The organism is Mycobacterium shimoidei, assembly GCF_900417275.1.
Taxonomy (GTDB): Bacteria; Actinomycetota; Actinomycetes; order Mycobacteriales; family Mycobacteriaceae; genus Mycobacterium; species Mycobacterium shimoidei.
This window is the reverse complement of the sequence record NZ_UEGW01000001.1, coordinates 4,441,210-4,459,487: the sequence shown is the minus strand read 5'-3', so window position 1 is coordinate 4,459,487 and position 18,278 is coordinate 4,441,210. Positions and strand designations below refer to the sequence as shown.

Below are 18,278 nucleotides of genomic sequence, written 5' to 3'. Positions count from 1 at the left end.
CCGGAGTACGGCACTTCGGGGGCTAGGATTCACCTAAGATCCCAGTTGCCTGTCCGACTTTTGGAGGAGCTCTTGACAACCGAAGCGCCCCCGCTGGGAGAACTCGAGGCCCGCCGTCCCTTCCCGCCGCGGATGGGCCCCAAGGGCAACCTCGTCTACCGGCTGGTGACCACTACCGATCACAAGATGATCGGCATCATGTATGTCGTCACCTGCTTCGGCTTCTTTTTCATCGGCGGGCTGATGGCGCTGTTGATGCGCACCGAACTCGCTGCACCGGGCTTGCAGTTCCTGTCCAACGAACAGTTCAACCAGCTGTTCACCATGCACGGCACGATCATGTTGCTGTTTTATGCCACCCCGATCGTGTTCGGCTTCGCCAACCTGGTGCTGCCGCTGCAGATCGGCGCACCGGATGTGGCGTTCCCGCGGCTCAACGCGTTCTCCTACTGGTTGTTCTTGTTCGGCGGGTTGATCGCGACGGCCGGGTTCATCACACCTGGCGGCGCCGCCGACTTCGGCTGGACCGCCTACACCCCGCTGTCGGATGCCGTTCACGCACCCGGCGCCGGGGCCGACTTGTGGATCATGGGCCTTGCGGTCGCCGGTCTGGGCACGATCCTGGGTGCGGTCAACATGATCACCACGGTGGTGTGCATGCGGGCGCCCGGCATGACGATGTTCCGGATGCCGATCCTGACCTGGAACATCCTGATCACGTCGATTTTGGTGTTGCTGATCTTCCCGCTGCTGACCGCGGCACTTTTGGGTTTGGCCGCCGACCGGCATCTCGGCGCTCACGTCTACGACGCCGCCAACGGCGGAGTCTTGTTGTGGCAGCACCTGTTCTGGTTCTTCGGTCACCCCGAGGTGTACGTCGTGGCGCTGCCGTTCTTCGGCATTGTCAGCGAGATCTTTCCGGTGTTCTCGCGCAAACCGATCTTCGGCTACACCACGCTGGTCTACGCGACGATGTCGATCGCGGTGTTGTCGGTCGCGGTGTGGGCGCACCACATGTTCGCCACCGGCGCCGTCCTGCTGCCGTTCTTCAGTTTCATGACATATCTGATCGCGGTGCCGACCGGGATCAAGTTCTTCAACTGGATCGGCACAATGTGGAAGGGCCAGTTGACATTTGAGACACCGATGCTGTTTTCGGTGGGGTTCGCGGTCACCTTCTTGGCGGGTGGCTTGACCGGTGTGCTGCTGGCCAGCCCGCCGCTGGATTTCCACGTCACCGACACCTACTTCGTGGTCGCGCACTTCCACTACGTGCTGTTCGGCACCATCGTGTTCTCGACGTTCGCCGGGGTGTACTTCTGGTTCCCGAAGATGACGGGCAGACTGCTCGACGAGCGGCTGGGCAAGCTGCATTTCTGGTTGACGTTCATCGGTTTTCACACCACGTTTTTGATCCAGCACTGGCTGGGTGACGCGGGAATGCCGCGCCGCTACGCCGATTACCTGCCCACCGACGGCTTCCAGACGTACAACGTCATCTCGACGATCGGCTCGTTCATTCTCGGTGCATCGATGCTGGTGTTCGCGTGGAACGTGTTCCGCAGCTGGCGTTACGGCGAGCCGGTCACCGTCGATGACCCGTGGGGCTACGGCAACTCGCTGGAGTGGGCGACCAGTTGCCCGCCGCCGCGGCACAACTTCCACGAGCTGCCCCGTATCCGCTCCGAGCGACCGGCCTTCGAGTTGCACTATCCGCACATGGTGGAACGAATGCGGGCGGAGGCTCACATCGGCCGGGCCCACGGCGGCCCAGAAGGCGGCGACGTCACCCGGGCCGACGACGTCGAAGTTCGCAGCTGACTGTCGTTCGGGGGTGACCGTGCCCAAGGTGTCGGTGCTGATCACCGTCACCGGTGTTGACCAGCCAGGTGTGACGTCCGCGCTGTTCGAGGTGCTCTCGTCGCACCAGGTCGAGCTGCTCAACGTCGAACAAGTGGTGATCCGCGGCCGGTTGACGCTAGGTGTACTGGTCTCGGCGAGCGCGGCCGTCGCGGACAGCAAGGCGCTGCGCGACGACGTCGAGACGGCCATTCACGCCAAAGGCCTCGAGGTCACCATCGAAAGAAGTGACGATCTGCCGATCATTCGTGAGCCGTCCACCCACACCATCGTGGTGCTGGGCCGGCCGATCACCGCAACGGCGTTCGGCGCGGTGGCCCGCGAAGCCGCCGCGCTCGGTGTCAACATCGACGTCATCCGCGGCGTTTCCGACTACCCCGTCACCGGTCTGGAACTGCAGGTCTCGGTACCGCCGGGCGTCGGCGGTCAACTGCAGGCCGTGCTGACCCGGGTCGCGGCGGACCAGCGCGTCGACATCGCCGTCGAGGCCTACAGCCTGTCCCGACGAGCGAAGCGTCTCATCGTGTTCGACGTCGACTCGACCCTGATCCAGGGCGAGGTGATCGAGATGCTGGCCGCGCGGGCGGGAGCTCAGGACGCGGTCGCGGCGATCACCGAGGCGGCCATGCGCGGCGAACTGGACTTCGCCGCGTCGCTTCATCAACGTGTCGCCACCCTAGCCGGCCTGCCGGTCGAGGTGCTCGACGAGATCGGCGCAGGACTCGAACTCACCCCCGGTGCACGCACCACGCTACGCACGTTGCGGCGCTTGGGATTTCACGTCGGTGTGGTGTCTGGGGGTTTCCGGCAGGTCATCGAGCCGCTCGCACACGAGCTGATGCTCGACTTCGTCGCCGCCAACGAGCTGGAGATCGTCGACGGCAAGATCACCGGGCGGGTCGTCGGGCCGGTCATCGACCGTGCCGGAAAGGCCAAGGCGCTGCGCGACTTCGCCCATCAGGCCGGCGTGCCGCTGGAACAGACCGTCGCGGTCGGCGACGGCGCCAACGACATCGACATGCTGGCCGCGGCAGGATTGGGTGTCGCGTTCAATGCCAAACCCGCGCTGCGCGAGGTAGCCGATGCGTCGCTGACCTATCCCTATCTGGACACCGTGCTGTTCATCCTCGGGGTGACTCGCGGCGAAATCGAGGCGGCCGACGCGGTCGATGGCGTTTTGCGCCGCGTCGAAATACCCCCGGAGTAACGCAGCGACGTGGTACGGCACGATGGTCGGGTGCCCGAAAGCGATGCAGCGCACCCCGATCTGCTTATCGACTTTCGCGAGGTTTCGCTGCGCCGCAGCGGCACGGTGTTGGTCGGTCCCGTTGATTGGTCGGTGGAGCTGGACGAACGGTGGGTGATCATCGGCCCCAACGGTGCCGGCAAAACGTCGTTGCTGCGCATCGCGGCGGCCGTCGAGCATCCGTCGTCCGGTGTTGCCTACGTGCTCGGCGAGCGGCTGGGCCGGGTGGACGCCACTGAGCTGCGGGCTCGGGTGGGGCTGAGCTCCTCGGCGTTGGCCCAGCGCATACCCGGCCAGGAACTGGTGCGCGACTTGGTGGTCTCCGCGGGCTACGCGGTGCTGGGCCGCTGGAAGGAGCGCTACGAGGACGTCGACTACAACCGGGCGATCGACATGCTGGAAAGCCTCGGCGCCGAGCATCTGGCCGACCGGACCTACGAGACGTTGTCGGAAGGGGAGCGCAAGCGGGTGCTGATCGCTCGCGCGATGATGACCGACCCCGAGCTTCTGCTGCTCGACGAGCCGGCCGCGGGTCTGGATCTGGGTGGCCGCGAGGAGCTGGTGGCCCGGCTGGGCGATCTGGCCGCCGACCCCGATGCGCCGGCGCTGGTGCTGGTCACCCACCACGTCGAGGAGATCCCGCCCGGCTTCAGCCACTGCATGCTGCTCTCGGAGGGCCGAGTCGTCGCTGCGGGATTGCTGGCCGACGTGCTGAACGCCGACAACCTGTCCGCAGCGTTCGGTCAATCGATCGCCGTGGACGTCATCGATGGGCGTTACTTCGCCCGGCGCACCCGCGCCCGAGCAGCCCACCGGAGGCGCGCATGACCACACCGCTTACCCCCCGGCCGGCCGCGACCGTGATGTTGATCCGTGACGTACCAGACGATCCGGGTGGGCTCGCGGTCTTCTTGATGCGCCGGCACTCGGCGATGCATTTCGCCGCAGGCGTGATGGTGTTCCCCGGCGGCGGGGTCGACGACCGCGACCGCAGCGCCGACATCGCCTGGGCGGGCCCGGGCCCGACGTGGTGGGCGCAGCGGTTCGGCGTCGAGCCCGGCCTCGCCGAAGCACTGGTGTGTGCCGCTGCCCGCGAAACGTTCGAGGAATCGGGGGTGCTGTTCGCCGGCCCGGCCGACGATCCGCACGCGATCGTCGGCGACACGTCGGTGTACCGCGAATCGCGGTTGGCACTGGCGCAGGGCACCCTGTCATTCGGCGAGTTTCTCCGCCAGGAGGAGCTGGTATTGCGGGCGGATCTGCTTCGGCCATGGGCTAACTGGGTCACCCCCGAAGCCGAACGCACTCGCCGCTACGACACCTACTTCTTCGTCGGGGCGCTGCCGCAGGGCCAGCACGCCGACGGCGACAACACTGAATCCGATCACGCCGGGTGGAGCACCCCCGAGCAGGCCATCGAGGATTTCGCGGCGGGCCGCAGCTTCCTGCTGCCGCCGACCTGGACACAGCTGGATTCGCTGGCCGGTCACACGGTCGCCGACGTCTTGGCGGTGGAACGCCAAATCGTCGCAGTCCAACCGAATCTGGAGGTCAAGGGCGACAACTTCGAGATCGAGTTCTTCGACTCCGACCGCTACCACGCGGCGCGCAAGGCCGGCGGACACCGATGGCGGCTGTGAACGAGTTCGTCAACATCCACTCCGACGCCGACCGCCCCGGGGTGGCCGCGCTGGTGCTGGCGCGGCCACCCACCAACGCGATGACCCGGCAGGTCTACCGGGAAATCGCACAGGCCGCCGACGAGTTGGGGCGGCGTGACGACGTCGCCGTCGTCATCCTGTTCGGCGGGCATGAGATCTTCTGCGCCGGCGACGACATGACGCAACTGCGCACGCTGAGCGCGGCCGAGTGCGAGAGCTGGGTGCGGGTGCGGCATCAGGCCGTCGAGGCCGTCGCCGCGATCCCGAAGCCGACCGTCGCCGCGATCACCGGATACGCGCTGGGCGCCGGCCTGTCTCTTGCGATGTCGGCCGACTGGCGGGTCAGCGGCGACAACGTGCGATTCGGCGCCACGGAAATCCTGGCCGGCCTGATTCCGGACGGCGACGGCATGGCCCGGCTGACTCGCATCGTCGGGGTCAGCAGAGCCAAGGAGCTGGTTTACAGCGGACGGTTCTTCGACGCCGAGGAGGCGCTCGCGCTGGGCCTGATCGACGACATGGTCGCGCCCGACGACGTCTACGACGCCGCGGCGGCCTGGGCGAGCCGTTTCGTCGACGCTCCCCGTTACGCACTGGCCGCGGCCAAGGCCGGCATCGACGACCTGTTCGAGCTGACTCCCGCCGAGCGGCGGGGCGCCGAGCGCCGCCGCTACCTCGACGTGTTCGCCACCAGCCTCAGCGCTGACCGCCGATAGCCTGTGCGCTCGACGAATGCAGCAGCGCGGCAAGGGCATCCGCCGTGCGGTCGCAGTATCCGGCAGCATCGGTCATGCCGAGCGTCACCGCGCGAACCAGCGTGGTGTTGACCAGGAAGTCGAACGCGGCTTCAGCATGCTTCGCCACGCCGTCGCTCAGCAACAACTCAGTGAACAGTGCGCGCACATCCCGTTCGTTGCGCAACAGAAACCGTTGGTAGAGCTCCTGGTCGTGCTGCCAGGCCAGTAGTAGCCCCGGGACCGCGGCACGGGTTACCGGATCGGCCAACTGGGCCAGGAAAACTTCCACCCATGCCCGCAAATCGGCGCGCAGGTCGCCCGTCGCTACCGGAAGCGGCGCCGGTTGGATGTGGCTGAAGGCGGCATCTTCGATTAGCGCCTCCCGGCGTGGCCAGCGGCGATAGATTGTGGGCGTGCTGACACCGGCGCGGCGAGCGACCGCGGCAATCGTGGTGCGCTGATATCCGACCTCGGCCAGCAGTGCGCGCGTGGCAGAAAGAACGTCTTCGTCCTTCTGTGGGTCACGCGGACGGCCCGGCGACTGGGGCACCGGCTCGGATGTCATCGCCCAAAAACTACCGCAAATCGCTTGTTTAATTACGTGAGGCCCTATAACGTAATCTCACCAACCTGAGAAGGAGATAAGTATGCCGTCGCTCGCCGCTGGCTCCTGGATCACTGGTGGTGTCGCGCTGGCCGGAGCCAGCATCATTGCCGCCACCCCGCTCATGTCGCCGTTGCCGCAGGCCCACATCTCCGAGCTCATCCAGCTGCTGGCCGGCGAGGACATGGTCTTGGATCTGGTCCGGCACGGCGAGTCAGAGGACAACGTGGCAGGCGTCATCGGGACGCTGCCGCCGGGCGCGCCGCTGACCGATCTCGGCAGGGACCAGGCGGTCGCCGTCGGGGAATCGCTGTACAACGGCGGCGACAACGACATCGACGCGGTCTACGCCTCGGAGTTCCTGCGCGCCCAGCAGACCGCTTGGCCGTTGACCGAGTTGTTGGCGGGGGGCACTGTCACCAGTGGCGACATCCCGGACGGTCCCACGCCGATCCTGGACCCGGGCCAGATATTGCCCGGGCTCAACGAGCTCAATGCCGGCATTCTCGAGGGCGTCAGTACGTCGCAGGGAGGCGAACTTGTCGCCGCGCTCTATGTTCTGGCCCCACTGGCTTGGATGACCGGACAGTTCTGGGTGCCGCAGCTGGGCTCCACGATCGACCCGAACGGAATGGCTTTCCAGGACCGTTTCAGCGACGCGGTGCAAACGATCTACGACGCGGGCGACACCAATGGCGACGGCGATCTGTACTCCGTGGCCTTCTCGCACTCGGCGTCAATCGCGACCTGGGTCATGATGAACGTCAAGAACCCCGATTTCGGGGTACTGCTGGACGAGGTCCAGAACGGCGGGCTGTTATCGAACACCGGCCAGGTCATCCTCGAGGGCAACCCCACCGACGGCTGGACGCTGATCAGCTACGACGGGCACGAGGTTGACCAAGATCCGGGTCTGGCGATAAACCTCTTCGTCGACTACCGGGATTTCATCGTCGCACCGCAAATGGCGGCCTGGCACATCTGGGAGGCCTTCCTCGGCGGTGACCCGATGGAGATCAACAATGCGCTGCAAACCGGATTCGAAGACGTGAGCGCGGCGCTGGTCCAGTTCCCCCAGGCGGTGATCGACGACATCCTCAATGCCTTCCCGAGCGCCGGTTCCGACGCGGCCGGAGAGCTGATCAGCGACGCCTTCACGCTGGCCATCTAAACCGCGCTTGCGATCGCCGCTGTGCTGATGGCGGCGACCCGCTGCGCCCGGCTCCGCCGCGCTTGCGATCGCCGCTGTGCTGATGGCGGCGACCCGCTGCGCCCGGCTCCGCCGCGCTTGCGATCGCCGCTATAGGCTGAGCCACCATGACGACCGACCCGGCGCCGCAGCCGCATGCCACCGCCGAGCAGGTGGAAGCGGCCCGGCGCGACAGCAAGCTGGCCCAGGTGCTCTACCACGACTGGGAGGCGGAGAACTACGACGAGAAGTGGTCGATCTCCTACGATCAGCGCTGCGTCGAGTACGCGCGGGACTGCTTCGACGCCATCGTTCCCGACGACGAGCTTCGCCGGTTGCCGTACGACCGCGCCCTTGAATTGGGTTGTGGCACGGGCTTTTTTCTGCTGAACCTGATCCAATCCGGGGTTGCACGGCGTGGATCGGTCACCGATCTGTCGCCCGGCATGGTCAAAGTCGCCACCCGCAACGGCAAGTCGCTGGGTCTCGATATCGACGGCCGCGTCGCCGACGCCGAGCGCATCCCCTACGACGATGACACCTTCGACCTGGTGGTTGGACACGCTGTGCTGCACCACATTCCCGATGTCGAACTGTCGCTGCGTGAGGTGCTCCGGGTGCTGCGCCCCGGCGGCCGCTTCGTGTTCGCCGGCGAGCCGACCACCGTCGGCGACGGTTACGCCCGGTCGCTGTCCACGCTGACGTGGCGCGCGGTCACCAATGTCACCAAGTTGCCGGGGCTCGGCAGCTGGCGGCGCCCCCAGGCCGAGCTCGACGAGTCCTCGCGCGCCGCGGCTTTGGAGGCCGTCGTCGACCTGCACACGTTCACTCCCGGCGCCTTGGAGAAGATGGCGGCGAGGGCCGGTGCCGCCGACGTCGAGACCGCCACGGTCGAGTTCACCGCGGCAATGGTGGGCTGGCCGCTGCGGACCTTCGAATACGCGGTGCCGCCGGACCGGTTGGGTTGGGGCTGGGCTAAATTCGCGTTCACCAGCTGGAAGACACTGACCTGGATCGACGAGAACCTGTGGCGTCGGGTGGTGCCGAAGGGCTGGTTCTACAACGTGATGATCACCGGGGTCAAGCCGTCCTGAACTTCGGGCTCGACGACGTCGCCTACCTGACGTCGGCTGCGGGCGCGGAGGCGCTGGAGGTGGTGGCTGCCTTCGAGCTGACCGACCGGGTGGCCGACGTCGCCGCGATCCGAGCCCGGTTCGGTGACCGGACACCGGCGCTGGTGGAAACGGTGCTGTTGCGGCGGCGCGCGGTCGACAAGATGCCGGGTGCCGCCGACTGGTTGTTCACCGACGAGGCACTGCAGCAGGCCAGCCCCGCGCCCGTCGCATCGCATCGGGCGCGGCGGTTGGCTGGCCGCATCGTGCACGATGTCACCTGCTCGATCGGCACCGAGCTCGCGGCCCTGCGCGACGCAGCGGCCCGGGTGATCGGCAGTGACCTTGATCCGGTGCGGTTGGCGATGGCGCGACACAACCTGGGCGACGACGCGGCGCTGTGCCGCGCGGACGCGCTGCGCCCGGTCACCCGCGGCACGACCGTCCTGGTCGACCCGGCCCGGCGGACGGGCGGGCGCCGACGCTTCGACCCGCGCGACTATCAACCGGCTCTGGACCGGCTGTTCGACGTGTACCGCGGCCGCGATCTCGTCGTAAAGGCAGCTCCCGGAATTGATTTCGACGTCGTGAGACGCTTAGGCTTCGACGGTGAGATCGAAGTGACCTCCTACCGTGGAGCAGTCCGGGAGGCGTGCTTGTGGTCGGCCGGGTTGTGCCAACCGGGGGTGCGTCGACGGGCGAGCGTGCTGGACCGCGGCGAACAGATCACCGACGCCGAGCCGGACGACTGCCCGGTGCGCCCCGCCGGGCGCTGGATCATCGACCCCGACGGCGCGGTGGTCCGGGCCGGCCTGGTGCGCCACTACGCCGCCCGGCACCGGCTGTGGCAGCTCGACCCGCACATCGCCTACCTGTCCGGAGATCAGCTGCCTGCCGGAGTGCGCGGTTTCGAGATCATCGCGCAGCTTCCGTTCGAGGAACGACGACTACGTCAGGTGCTGGCGGGACTCGACTGCGGATCGCTGGAGATCCTGGTACGCGGGGTGGATGTGGACCCCGACGCCCTGCGGAAGCGGCTACGGTTGCGCGGCCAGCAAGCCCTATCGGTGGTGGTCAGCCGCATCGGCTCGGGCAGGACCGGCAGCGTGACGGCGTTCGTTTGTCGTCCGTCGCGATGACGGTTTAGTAGGCTCACTAGGCGACGGCGGGTCCGCCGTCTTCCGAGTTCGTGAGGACCAATCGACCATGCGCACTTCGATCGCCGCCGCACTGCTGGCGGCCGGGGTCCTCGTCGGGCCGCTCGGCGGGCCGCTGGCGGCCGCCGATCCGTCCTGCGCCAGCATGGGCGGCAGCGTCGACGCCAGACAGATGTGCCATGTGCACGCGTCGACGCCCACCTACACCCTCGACATGGCATTCCCGGTCGACTATCCCGATCAGCAGGCACTGACCGACTACCTCACGCAGAACCGGGACGGGTTCACCAACGTCGCGCAAACGTCGGGATCGCGCGATCAGCCCTACCAGATGGAAGTCACTTCCGAGCAGTTCCACTCGGGCAAACCCCCCAAGGGCACCCACAGCGTGGTGCTGAAGGTGTTCGAGGACCTCGGGGGGCCGCGCCCGTCGACGTTCTACAAGGGGTTCAACTACGACCTCGATCGACGCCAGCCGATCACCTTCGACACGCTGTTCGCGCCGGGCACCAAGCCGCTGGACGCCATCTATCCGGTGGTGCAACGCGAGGTGGGACGCCAGACCGGGCTGGCGGCGGCGATCCTGCCCGGCGCCGGGCTGGACCCGTCGCACTACCAGAACTTCGCCATCACTGACGACGCGCTGATCTTCTACTTCGCGCCGGGAGAATTGCTGCCGCCCTTTGCGGGCGCTATCCAGGTTCAAATCCCGCGCAACGCCATCCCGCCGCTGGCGGTGTAGGCAGCTACGCCGGGGCGAAGCTGTATACCTGACCGTCGCTGGTCGCGGCGACCACCCGGCGGTCGTGCCCGATCGCGACGCCGACCGGATAGCCGGTGGCCTCCGGCAGGGGATAGCTGTTGATCGTGTGGCCATCGCCGGGATCGAAGACGAGCAGCGACATTCCCGGCTCACTCTTGACCACCGTGTAGCCGACGCCGCTGCCGGCCAGACTCGACGTCGACAGCGGGTTGACGTCGTCTCGGCGCCACACCTGTTCGGCGTGGTCACCAGCGTCTTTGAACGCGACCAACTGCGTGTCGGGGCCGCCACCGGAGACGATCAGCCCGTCTGGCGTCAGCGTGGGCGGTGTCTGCGCCAAGAACTTCAGCGGCACCGACCATTTCGGCTTACCGTCTGCGGTCCGCAACGCCCACAATTGTTGGTCGCGGCCATTGACATAGGCGGTCGACCCGTCGGCGGAAAGCACCGGGCTGGCAAGCACGCCGTCCCCAACGGCGTCGCTGGTCCACTCCTGAGTCAATTGTGGATTTTGGCCCGGGTGATATCGCAGCCCGACCAGCACGGCCGCGGGCGCATCCGGCTGCCAGAGGCCCAGCAGCACCATACCGGTTGCCGCAGAAAATGCCGGCGCTGCCGCTATCGGGCAGCCCGGCCGGGCCGGGGCGCAATCGGATAGCCCGCGCGTGAAATCGGACGGATCGACGCCGTCTACCAGGTCCAGACTGCTGGCGACGGTTCCCCGGTGTGCGTCGAAGATCAGCATCTGACCGAGATGCGTGACGATTAACAATCGGCCGTCACCGAGAAGCCTTGGGGTCAAAGGTGTTCCAATGACCGGTGCGCGCCACCGGATCCACTGGGTGGGTGGAAAAGAGATGATCGCACCGGGCTGGCCGACGTAGACGTTGTCGAAGCCGTCGAACAGCGGGCCGGAAAAGCCGCCGCCTTGATGCAGTCTCGTGCACCAGCGTTGCCGGCCGTTGTTGTCGTTCTCCCACTCCATCAGCGAACAGCCCGCGGGGGTTTGCGCGTTGAGTGCCATCCACCCCCGGCCGCTGATCGCCGGTGCCGCCGCCAGGCTGCCCTTCACCGAGCGTGTCCAGCGCAGTTCGAGCATCGACGCACCGCTGATGGGGGTGTAGCTGCTGTTGGCCGCATCGGCGTATTGCGCCGCCCACCCGGGCGCAGGTGCGGCATCGACCCACGAGTCGGTGCTCCGGCAGCCGCTCAGCGCGAGCAGAAGTGCGAGTATGGCTGCGGCTGTTCGTCGAGCGTGGGGGTTATGGCGAAAAACTCCGCCTTTTTCGGCCATAGCCCCCACACTCGACGCACGGGTGGCGGGCCAAGACACGGTGCCGAGAGTAACTTGTGCGTGCTCGACTCTGCTGCATTGTCCGGCTCGCCCCCTCGCCGCTTCGCGGCTGGGGGTACCCCCACAGCCCGCCGTTCCGGCGCGCATCGTCGCCGGACTGTGCTGCATTGTCCGGCTCCTCAGCCCGCCGTTCCGGCGCGCATCGTCGCCGGACTAGGCTTTTCGGCCATGACGACCATGTGGGGAGCGCCGCTGCATCGCCGGTGGCGAGGGTCCCTGCTGCGGGACCCTCGCCAGGCCAAGTTCTTGACGCTGGCATCGCTGAAATGGGTGCTGGTCAATCGGGCCTGGACCCCGTGGTACCTGGTGCGCTACTGGCGGCTGTTGAAGTTCAAACTGACCAACCCGCACATCATTACCCGCGGCATGGTGTTCCTCGGCAAAGACGTGGAGATTCACTGCACTCCCGAACTGGCTCAGTTGGAGATCGGCCGCTGGGTGCATATCGGCGACAAGAACACGATCCGCGCGCACGAGGGTTCGCTGCGATTCGGCGACAAGGTAGTGCTCGGTCGGGACAACGTGATCAACACCTATCTCGACATCGAGATCGGCGATTCGGTGCTGATGGCCGATTGGTGTTACGTCTGCGATTTCGACCACCGCATTGACGACATCAACATGCCGATCAAAGACCAGGGCATTGTCAAAAGCCCCGTCCGCATCGGGCCGGACACCTGGGTTGCGGCCAAGGTGACCGTGCTGCGGGGCACCACCATCGGCCGTGGCTGCGTGCTGGGATCGCACGCGGTGGTCAAGGGCGACATCCCCGATTATTCGATCGCGGTCGGCGCGCCGGCCAAGGTGGTCAAGAACCGCCAGCTGGCCTGGGAGACGTCGGCCGCGCAACGCGCCGAACTGGCCGCGGCACTGGCCGACATCGAACGCAAGAAGGCGGCTCGCTGACGAGCGGCATCGCGTCTAGGTTGAAGGGGTGCCGAGCTTTGACGAGGTGTCCCGCTCCAAGTATGTGCTGCTGACCACCTTCACCAAGGACGGCAGACCCAAACCCACCCCGGTATGGGGCGCCCCCGACGGCAACCGACTGCTGGTGATCACCGACGACGGGTCGTGGAAAACCCGGCGGATCCAAAACACCCCGCGGGTGACGATCCAGAAGTGCGGGGTGCGGGGCAAACCGAAGGGCGAGCCCGTGGAGGCGATTGCCCGGGTGCTGCCCAAGTCCGAGACCAGACGTGTCTACGACGCTGTGGTCAAACGATATTGGTGGCGGCATCGACAAGGTGCACATCGGCTTGGAGGTCAAAGCCGCACCCAATGCCTAACCTGTTGTGGTTTCGGCGGGATCTGCGGTTGGGAGACCTACCGTCGTTGACCGCCGCAGCCTCAGACGGCGATGAAGTGCTCGCGTGCTTCGTGTTGGACCCGCGGCTCGAGGCGTCCTCCGGCCGGCGCCGACTACAGTTCCTCGCCGACGCGTTGCGGGCATTGCGCGACGAGCTCGATGGGCGGCTGCTGGTAACCCGCGGGCCACCCGAAGAGCAAATCCCCTTGATAGCCAAAGAGATCGATGCGTCAGCGGTGCATGTGACCGAGGACTTCGCCCCTTATGGCAGGCGCCGCGACGAGCGGGTTCGCTCGGCGCTGGGGGAGGTGCCGCTGGTGACGACGGGATCGCCGTATCTGGTTTCGCCGGGACGGGTGGTGAAGGACAACGGCGAACCATACCAGGTGTTCACCGCCTTCTTTCGTCGGTGGCGCGAAATCGGTTGGCGGGCACCGGCACGATCGGGCCGCGACTCGGCGCGCTGGCTTGATCCGGCGGGTATCTCGACGGCGGCCGCGATCCCCGATCCCGGCATCGAGCTTGACGTGTCGGCCGGCGAGGCAGCCGCGCTGCGGCAATGGCACGATTTCGTCGACGACGGCCTGGACCGCTACGCCGAGGAGCGCAACCGGCCGGATCGCAACGGCACCAGCCGAATGTCGGCGCACTTGAAGTTCGGCACCATCCATCCGCGGACCATGGTGACAGACCTCGACCTGCGCCAGGAGGGACCTCGTGCATACCTGCGGGAGTTGGCCTTTCGCGACTTCTACGCCGCGGTGTTGCACCATTGGCCGCACAGCGCCTGGAGCAACTGGAATCGCGATTTCGACGCCATGGAAACCGACACCGGTGAGGACGCCGCGAAGTTGTTCGAGGCGTGGAAAGCCGGCGAAACCGGGTTTCCCGTTGTGGACGCGGGTATGCGCCAACTCCGCCAGACCGGATACATGCACAACCGGGTCCGGATGATCGTGGCATCGTTTCTGGTTAAGGACTTGCACTTGCCGTGGCAGTGGGGTGCACGCTGGTTTTTGGATCAGTTGGTCGACGGCGACGTGGCCAACAATCAGCACGGCTGGCAATGGACCGCCGGATGCGGTACCGACGCCGCCCCGTACTTCCGGGTGTTTAATCCGACGACGCAGGGCCAGAAGTTCGACTCTGCAGGCGATTTCATTCGCCGCTGGATTCCCGAGCTGGCGGGCGCCGATGACGTCCACCTGGCGCGTGGCCCGCGTCCGAGCGGCTATCCGGCACCGATCGTCGATCACGGTGAGGAGCGGGCGGAGGCGCTTCGACGTTATCAGCGAGTCGGCGGAAAGTAGGCCACCAGATCCGGATACCGATCATCGCGAAGAGTGCCGGAATGACAAGGGTGCGAACGATGAAGGTGTCCAACAAAATACCGAGCCCGACAATGATCCCTAACTGAGTCAGCACGATCAGCGGCAGCACCCCGAGCGTGCAAAAGACCGCCGCCAGCACGATTCCGGCGCTGGTGATGACCCCGCCGGTTGCCGAGACGGCACGCACCATGCCGTCGCGGGCGCCGTGATCAGGGGTCTCCTCACGTGCGCGGGTCACCAGGAAGATCGTGTAGTCCACGCCGAGCGCGACCAGGAACAGAAACGCGAACAGCGGTGTGCTGTTGTCCAATGCGGGAAAACCGAATATGTGAATGCCGGCCCAACCGCCCAGGCCCAGCGCGGCCAGTGCGCTGAGCACTGTCGCGGCAACGAGCACCGGCGGTGCGAGCAGCGCGCGCAGCAGCACGTAGAGCACGGCCAGCACCACCGCGAGAATCGCCGGGATCAAAACGACCCGGTCACGGCTCGCGGCCGCACGAACATCGGCCGCTTGGGCGTCCGCGCCCCCGACGAGTGCCGCCGGATCTGCCGATCGTACCGAATTACGAAGTGCAGCAATGGTATCGAATGCTTCGTTGGTCGATGGAGCCGCATCGATCACCACCGACCACTTGGTCAGTCCAGTGGGCGACTGGCCCGCGGATGCTGTTGAGACGACGCCGGGCACCTCGATGATGGCGTTCTGCACCTGGCGTGTCCGCGTCGTATCTGCGATCACGACGGTGGGGTCCGAGGCGCCGCCGGGGAAATGCGCGGCCAGCGTTCGGAATCCGGACACTGAGTCCGCTTGGACGCGGAACTGTTCGGTTTGCGACAGACCGATGTGAGTCCCCAGCAGCCCGGCGCTGGAGGCGGCCAATATGGTGACCGCGACGGCGCAAACCTGGGCGGGCCGGCGGCTTACCGCATCGGCGACGCGGTGCCAGCCGCCGACCGTCGTTGTTTGCGCGTCGCCGGTGCGTGGAATGAACGGCCAGAACACCCGCCGTCCGCACAGCGCCAGTAGCGGCGGCAAGACGAACAACACCGAAATCGCGGCCACGACCAGTCCGCAGGCCGCGCACACACCCAGGCTGCGGGTGCTCGGCGTGATCGCCAAAATCAACGTCAGCAGGGCCAATACGACGGTCGCGTTGCTAGCCAAAATCGCCGGCCCGGCTGCGCGCACCGCATGGCGCAGTGCCGCACGGTGATCGGTTTCGTTACGCAATTCTTCGCGGTACCGGGAGATCAGCAGGAGTGCGTAGTTGGTGCCCGCGCCGAACACCAGCACGCTGGTGATGCCGGCGGTGGAGCCGTCGAAGTTAAGCCCAGTCGTGTCCGCAACGAGCGTGCCTACCGCCGAGGCCACTTGGTCGGCGAAACCGATCACAGTCAGCGGCACCAGCCACAGCACCGGCGAGCGGTAAGTGATCACCAACAGCAGCGCGACGACGAGAACGGTCACGACAAGCAACGTGACGTTGGCACCCGAAAACGCGTTGGCGATATCGGCACCGAAGGCAGGCCCGCCGGTGACGTGGGCGATCAGCGTTGTGGGCAGTCCGTCGGCCGCTGCCGCCCGCAGTGCTTTGATCGCATCATTGAGCTCGAGCCCGGACAGCTCGGCGCTCAGCGACACCATGCTGATGGCCGCTTTGCCGTCGCGGGATGTAGTCGTCGGTTGGGCGGGTCGGGGCATGCTCTGCGCAACCCGTTGCATACGGCCTCGCGCTTGCTCGCTGGCGGCCAGGTCAGCCGGCGTCAATGCGGACCCGTCCCTGCGAGTAGTCACCAGAATTGCCGTTGCCACATCACCACCGGGGAATTGGGCCAATGCGGCCGCGGCTTTGGCCGACTCCGACGAACTCGGCAACGAGACCGGCGATTGGCCGGCGGCGCTGTTGCTGCCGGCCAACGCCATCAGCGCACCGGCGGCGATGGTGATCGCCAGGGCGATCAGCCACGAGCGACGGTTCGTTACCAGCGCGGCCTGGCGCTCCCAAAACACCCTGGGCAGCCTTTCATCGATGAAGCGGTTCTGTGGGTGTTTTCCAGTGGCAGACAGGGTATAGGACGTCGATCGGAGGAGATCGAAGGAGGACGGTATGCGCGTCACTACTTTGGCGGCCACGGCTGCGTCGGTGGCCGCCACCGCGGTGATCGGCGGTCTGGCCAGTCGGCCGGCCGTTCGCTCCCCGTGGTACGCGCGGCTGCGCACACCGTCCTTTCAGCCACCGCCGCAGGTGTTTCCAGTGGTGTGGCCGACTCTGTATACCGACATCGCACTCGTCTCAGCCCCGACTATTGACCAGTTACGTGACCGCGGGCAATGGCGGCAGGCCCGCGCCTATCGGACAGCGCTCGCCGTCAACCTCGTCCTCAACGGCAGCTGGTCGTGGATATTCTTCAATCGCCACCAGCTGGGAGCGGCCGCGGCCGTCGCCGCCGCGTTGACTGCCAGCAGTGCCGACTTGACTCGCCGCGCCGTGGCGGTGCGCGGCGTCCAGGCCGCGCCACTGGCGCTTTACCCCCTGTGGTGTGCGTTTGCGACGGTGCTGTCCACCCGGATCTGGCTGCTCAACCGTCGACGCTAATTGCTATTGCGGCCCAACAGGTGTCGCAGAGCCTGCTCGAGGTCGGGATGGCGGAACCGGTGGCCGGCCTGCTGCAGGCGGGCGGGGCTGACCCGTTGACTTGCGCAGGCAAGTTCGCGGGCGCCCTGATCGCCGAGCAACAACCTGGGCCCGAGTGCCGGTACCGGCAGCACAGCCGGCCGGTGCAGGACCCGGGCGAGCGTGCGGGTGTAGTCCGCGTTCCGTACCGGTTGCGGGGCGACCCCGTTGACCGGCCCGGACAGCGCGGTGTCCCACAGCGCGCGGTGATAGATGTCGACGAGGTCGTCGATACCGATCCACGACAGCCATTGCCGCCCGTCGCCGACCCGGCCACCGAGCCCGGCGCTGAACAACGGGCGTAGCAGCCGCAGGGTGCCCCCGCGAGGGGACTGCACGATACCGGTGCGCACCTGCACCACCCGAACACCGGCTTGTTCGGCAGGCGCGCAGGCCTGTTCCCACTCGGCGACGACGTCGGCGAGGAACCCGTCACCGCGACCGCTGTCCTCGGTCAGAACTTCATCGCCGCGGTCGTAGCCGTAATAGCCGACCGCCGAGGCGCAAATCAACACTTTCGGTCCGCTGCGGGTCTTCGCCAAAAGCTCGGCCAGCCGCCGGGTGGGGCCGATTCGGCTGTGGCGAACGGCGCGCCGATGCGCCTCGGTGAACCGCCCGCCAATCGATGCACCGGCTAGATGAATCACCGCGTCGACGCCGACCAGCGCGTCGGGGTGCGGATCATCTGGATTCCATTGCCGCTCAACGTCGTTGGTTGTCGGACGGCGAACCAGCCGGATCACTCGATGGCCGCCGGTGCTCAGGAATGCGGTCAGCGCCGAGCCGACCAGTCCAGACGACCCGGTCACCGCAATCGTGGCCGGAGTCATGCCGTGCCCGGCCGCGCGCTGGTGTGCGGTGAGGTCGTCGGCCAGCTGGCGATGCCGGTAGGCGAACATCGGCCGCAGCGCCGCGGCGGGAACCGGGGTCTCGACGCGGTCGATCACCCGGGTCGCTGTGGCGCTCACTTCTTCGAAGTCGTGGATGTGGCGCCATCGCACCGCGAGCCGTGCCGGAAGTGATGCTGGCCCGCGGCTGCTGATTTCGTCGACGAAACGCCGCGGCGGGTCATAAGAGTCCGCCTGATGTTGGGCCACCCAGCGCAGCCCGGCCGGCAGCGCAAGCTCGGCGCGGCCGTCCTTGAGCGACTCGGCTTCGGCGATCACCCGCATGGGTTGCCAGGGCGGCGACAGCCGCAGGATTGCACCGGGCCGGGCATGCCAGGCGAACACCTCGTCACGCGGCGCGTCGACCACGCTGGAATACACACCGCCCATGACTCG

Annotated in this window: 15 protein-coding genes and 2 pseudogenes; 13 read left to right on the top strand and 4 right to left on the bottom strand. The window is 66.8% G+C overall.

The window, feature by feature from the left end; genetic code table 11:
- Positions 1-72: 72 nt before the first annotated feature.
- From ctaD to MSP7336_RS21555, 5 genes are read left to right on the top strand one after another with little or no spacing between them, the layout of a single operon-like run.
- On the top strand, positions 73-1,821 hold the full coding sequence (gene ctaD, locus MSP7336_RS21575; protein ID WP_113965186.1) for an aa3-type cytochrome oxidase subunit I: 1,749 nt from the start codon (positions 73-75) through the stop codon (positions 1,819-1,821).
- A 19-nt stretch (positions 1,822-1,840) separates the two neighbouring features.
- The gene (serB, locus tag MSP7336_RS21570) at positions 1,841-3,067 is read left to right on the top strand and encodes a phosphoserine phosphatase SerB (RefSeq protein WP_181787016.1); all 1,227 of its coding nucleotides are present in this window, start codon (positions 1,841-1,843) and stop codon (positions 3,065-3,067) included.
- Positions 3,068-3,076: 9 nt separating this feature from the next.
- Positions 3,077-3,934, top strand: coding sequence for an ABC transporter ATP-binding protein (locus tag MSP7336_RS21565; RefSeq protein WP_232320955.1), 858 nt, complete (start codon positions 3,077-3,079; stop codon positions 3,932-3,934).
- Entirely contained in the window at positions 3,931-4,746 is an 816-nt protein-coding gene (locus MSP7336_RS21560; RefSeq protein ID WP_113964533.1) for an NUDIX hydrolase, read from the top strand. The genes MSP7336_RS21565 and MSP7336_RS21560 overlap by 4 nt, the downstream gene beginning before the upstream one ends.
- Complete coding sequence (locus MSP7336_RS21555) at positions 4,743-5,483, top strand: enoyl-CoA hydratase (RefSeq protein WP_113965183.1); 741 nt, start codon at positions 4,743-4,745, stop codon at positions 5,481-5,483. The genes MSP7336_RS21560 and MSP7336_RS21555 overlap by 4 nt, the downstream gene beginning before the upstream one ends.
- Here MSP7336_RS21555 and MSP7336_RS21550 read toward each other — a convergent pair.
- Positions 5,464-6,069, bottom strand: coding sequence for a TetR/AcrR family transcriptional regulator (locus tag MSP7336_RS21550; protein ID WP_069395036.1), 606 nt, complete (start codon positions 6,067-6,069; stop codon positions 5,464-5,466). The genes MSP7336_RS21555 and MSP7336_RS21550 overlap by 20 nt on opposite strands.
- 82 nt (positions 6,070-6,151) lie before the next feature.
- Between MSP7336_RS21550 and MSP7336_RS21545 the strand changes: the two genes are divergently transcribed.
- The 4 genes from MSP7336_RS21545 (at position 6,152) to MSP7336_RS21525 (ending at position 10,308) form a co-directional block, all read left to right on the top strand.
- Positions 6,152-7,279: a histidine phosphatase family protein gene (locus MSP7336_RS21545; protein ID WP_113964532.1), complete on the top strand. Its 1,128-nt coding sequence runs from the start codon at positions 6,152-6,154 to the stop codon at positions 7,277-7,279.
- Positions 7,280-7,425: 146 nt separating this feature from the next.
- A complete protein-coding gene (locus tag MSP7336_RS21535) occupies positions 7,426-8,391 on the top strand; it encodes a class I SAM-dependent methyltransferase (protein WP_113964531.1) in 966 nt (321 codons plus the stop codon).
- Entirely contained in the window at positions 8,349-9,548 is a 1,200-nt protein-coding gene (locus MSP7336_RS21530) for a class I SAM-dependent methyltransferase (RefSeq protein WP_113965178.1), read from the top strand. Before MSP7336_RS21535 ends, MSP7336_RS21530 begins: the two co-directional genes overlap by 43 nt.
- Positions 9,549-9,615: 67 nt before the next feature.
- Positions 9,616-10,308 (top strand): esterase, encoded by a 693-nt coding sequence (locus tag MSP7336_RS21525; RefSeq protein ID WP_113964530.1) that lies wholly within the window; start codon positions 9,616-9,618, stop codon positions 10,306-10,308.
- A gap of 4 nt (positions 10,309-10,312) precedes the next feature.
- Here the strand turns inward: MSP7336_RS21525 and MSP7336_RS21520 are convergent, their stop codons facing one another.
- Positions 10,313-11,623 (bottom strand): outer membrane protein assembly factor BamB, encoded by a 1,311-nt coding sequence (locus MSP7336_RS21520; protein WP_113964529.1) that lies wholly within the window; start codon positions 11,621-11,623, stop codon positions 10,313-10,315.
- Between the two features lie 228 nt (positions 11,624-11,851).
- Here MSP7336_RS21520 and MSP7336_RS21515 point away from each other — a divergent pair, with 228 nt between their 5' ends.
- From MSP7336_RS21515 to MSP7336_RS21505, 3 genes and pseudogenes are all read left to right on the top strand, one after another.
- Positions 11,852-12,589 (top strand): acyltransferase, encoded by a 738-nt coding sequence (locus MSP7336_RS21515; RefSeq protein ID WP_069395031.1) that lies wholly within the window; start codon positions 11,852-11,854, stop codon positions 12,587-12,589.
- 28 nt (positions 12,590-12,617) lie between these two features.
- A pseudogene (locus tag MSP7336_RS21510) lies at positions 12,618-12,969 on the top strand (PPOX class F420-dependent oxidoreductase).
- On the top strand, positions 12,962-14,299 hold the full coding sequence (locus tag MSP7336_RS21505; protein ID WP_069395029.1) for a cryptochrome/photolyase family protein: 1,338 nt from the start codon (positions 12,962-12,964) through the stop codon (positions 14,297-14,299). Before MSP7336_RS21510 ends, MSP7336_RS21505 begins: the two are co-directional and overlap by 8 nt.
- On the opposite strand, the pseudogene MSP7336_RS21500 reads toward MSP7336_RS21505, so the two are convergent.
- A pseudogene (locus MSP7336_RS21500) lies at positions 14,238-16,331 on the bottom strand (MMPL family transporter); the annotation flags it as partial. The gene MSP7336_RS21505 and the pseudogene MSP7336_RS21500 sit on opposite strands and share 62 nt — an antisense overlap.
- Positions 16,332-16,428: 97 nt before the next feature.
- On the opposite strand from MSP7336_RS21500, the gene MSP7336_RS21495 reads away from it, so the two are divergent.
- Positions 16,429-16,917, top strand: coding sequence for a TspO/MBR family protein (locus MSP7336_RS21495; protein ID WP_113964527.1), 489 nt, complete (start codon positions 16,429-16,431; stop codon positions 16,915-16,917).
- Here the strand turns inward: MSP7336_RS21495 and MSP7336_RS21490 are convergent.
- Positions 16,914-18,272 (bottom strand): TIGR01777 family oxidoreductase, encoded by a 1,359-nt coding sequence (locus MSP7336_RS21490; RefSeq protein ID WP_113964526.1) that lies wholly within the window; start codon positions 18,270-18,272, stop codon positions 16,914-16,916. The genes MSP7336_RS21495 and MSP7336_RS21490 overlap by 4 nt on opposite strands.
- Between the last annotated feature and the right edge of the window lie 6 nt (positions 18,273-18,278).

Excerpts from the sequence above, each read along its gene's own strand:
- MSP7336_RS21550 (WP_069395036.1), bottom strand. The coding sequence starts at position 6,069 with ATGACATCCGAGCCGGTGCCCCAGTCGCCGGGCCGTCCGCGTGACCCA.
- MSP7336_RS21560 (WP_113964533.1), top strand. The coding sequence starts at position 3,931 with ATGACCACACCGCTTACCCCCCGGCCGGCCGCGACCGTGATGTTGATC.
- MSP7336_RS21490 (WP_113964526.1), bottom strand. The coding sequence starts at position 18,272 with ATGGGCGGTGTGTATTCCAGCGTGGTCGACGCGCCGCGTGACGAGGTG.
- MSP7336_RS21520 (WP_113964529.1), bottom strand. The coding sequence starts at position 11,623 with ATGGCCGAAAAAGGCGGAGTTTTTCGCCATAACCCCCACGCTCGACGA.
- MSP7336_RS21515 (WP_069395031.1), top strand. The coding sequence starts at position 11,852 with ATGACGACCATGTGGGGAGCGCCGCTGCATCGCCGGTGGCGAGGGTCC.
- MSP7336_RS21525 (WP_113964530.1), top strand. The coding sequence starts at position 9,616 with ATGCGCACTTCGATCGCCGCCGCACTGCTGGCGGCCGGGGTCCTCGTC.
- MSP7336_RS21505 (WP_069395029.1), top strand. The coding sequence starts at position 12,962 with ATGCCTAACCTGTTGTGGTTTCGGCGGGATCTGCGGTTGGGAGACCTA.
- MSP7336_RS21545 (WP_113964532.1), top strand. The coding sequence starts at position 6,152 with ATGCCGTCGCTCGCCGCTGGCTCCTGGATCACTGGTGGTGTCGCGCTG.
- MSP7336_RS21535 (WP_113964531.1), top strand. The coding sequence starts at position 7,426 with ATGACGACCGACCCGGCGCCGCAGCCGCATGCCACCGCCGAGCAGGTG.
- MSP7336_RS21495 (WP_113964527.1), top strand. The coding sequence starts at position 16,429 with ATGCGCGTCACTACTTTGGCGGCCACGGCTGCGTCGGTGGCCGCCACC.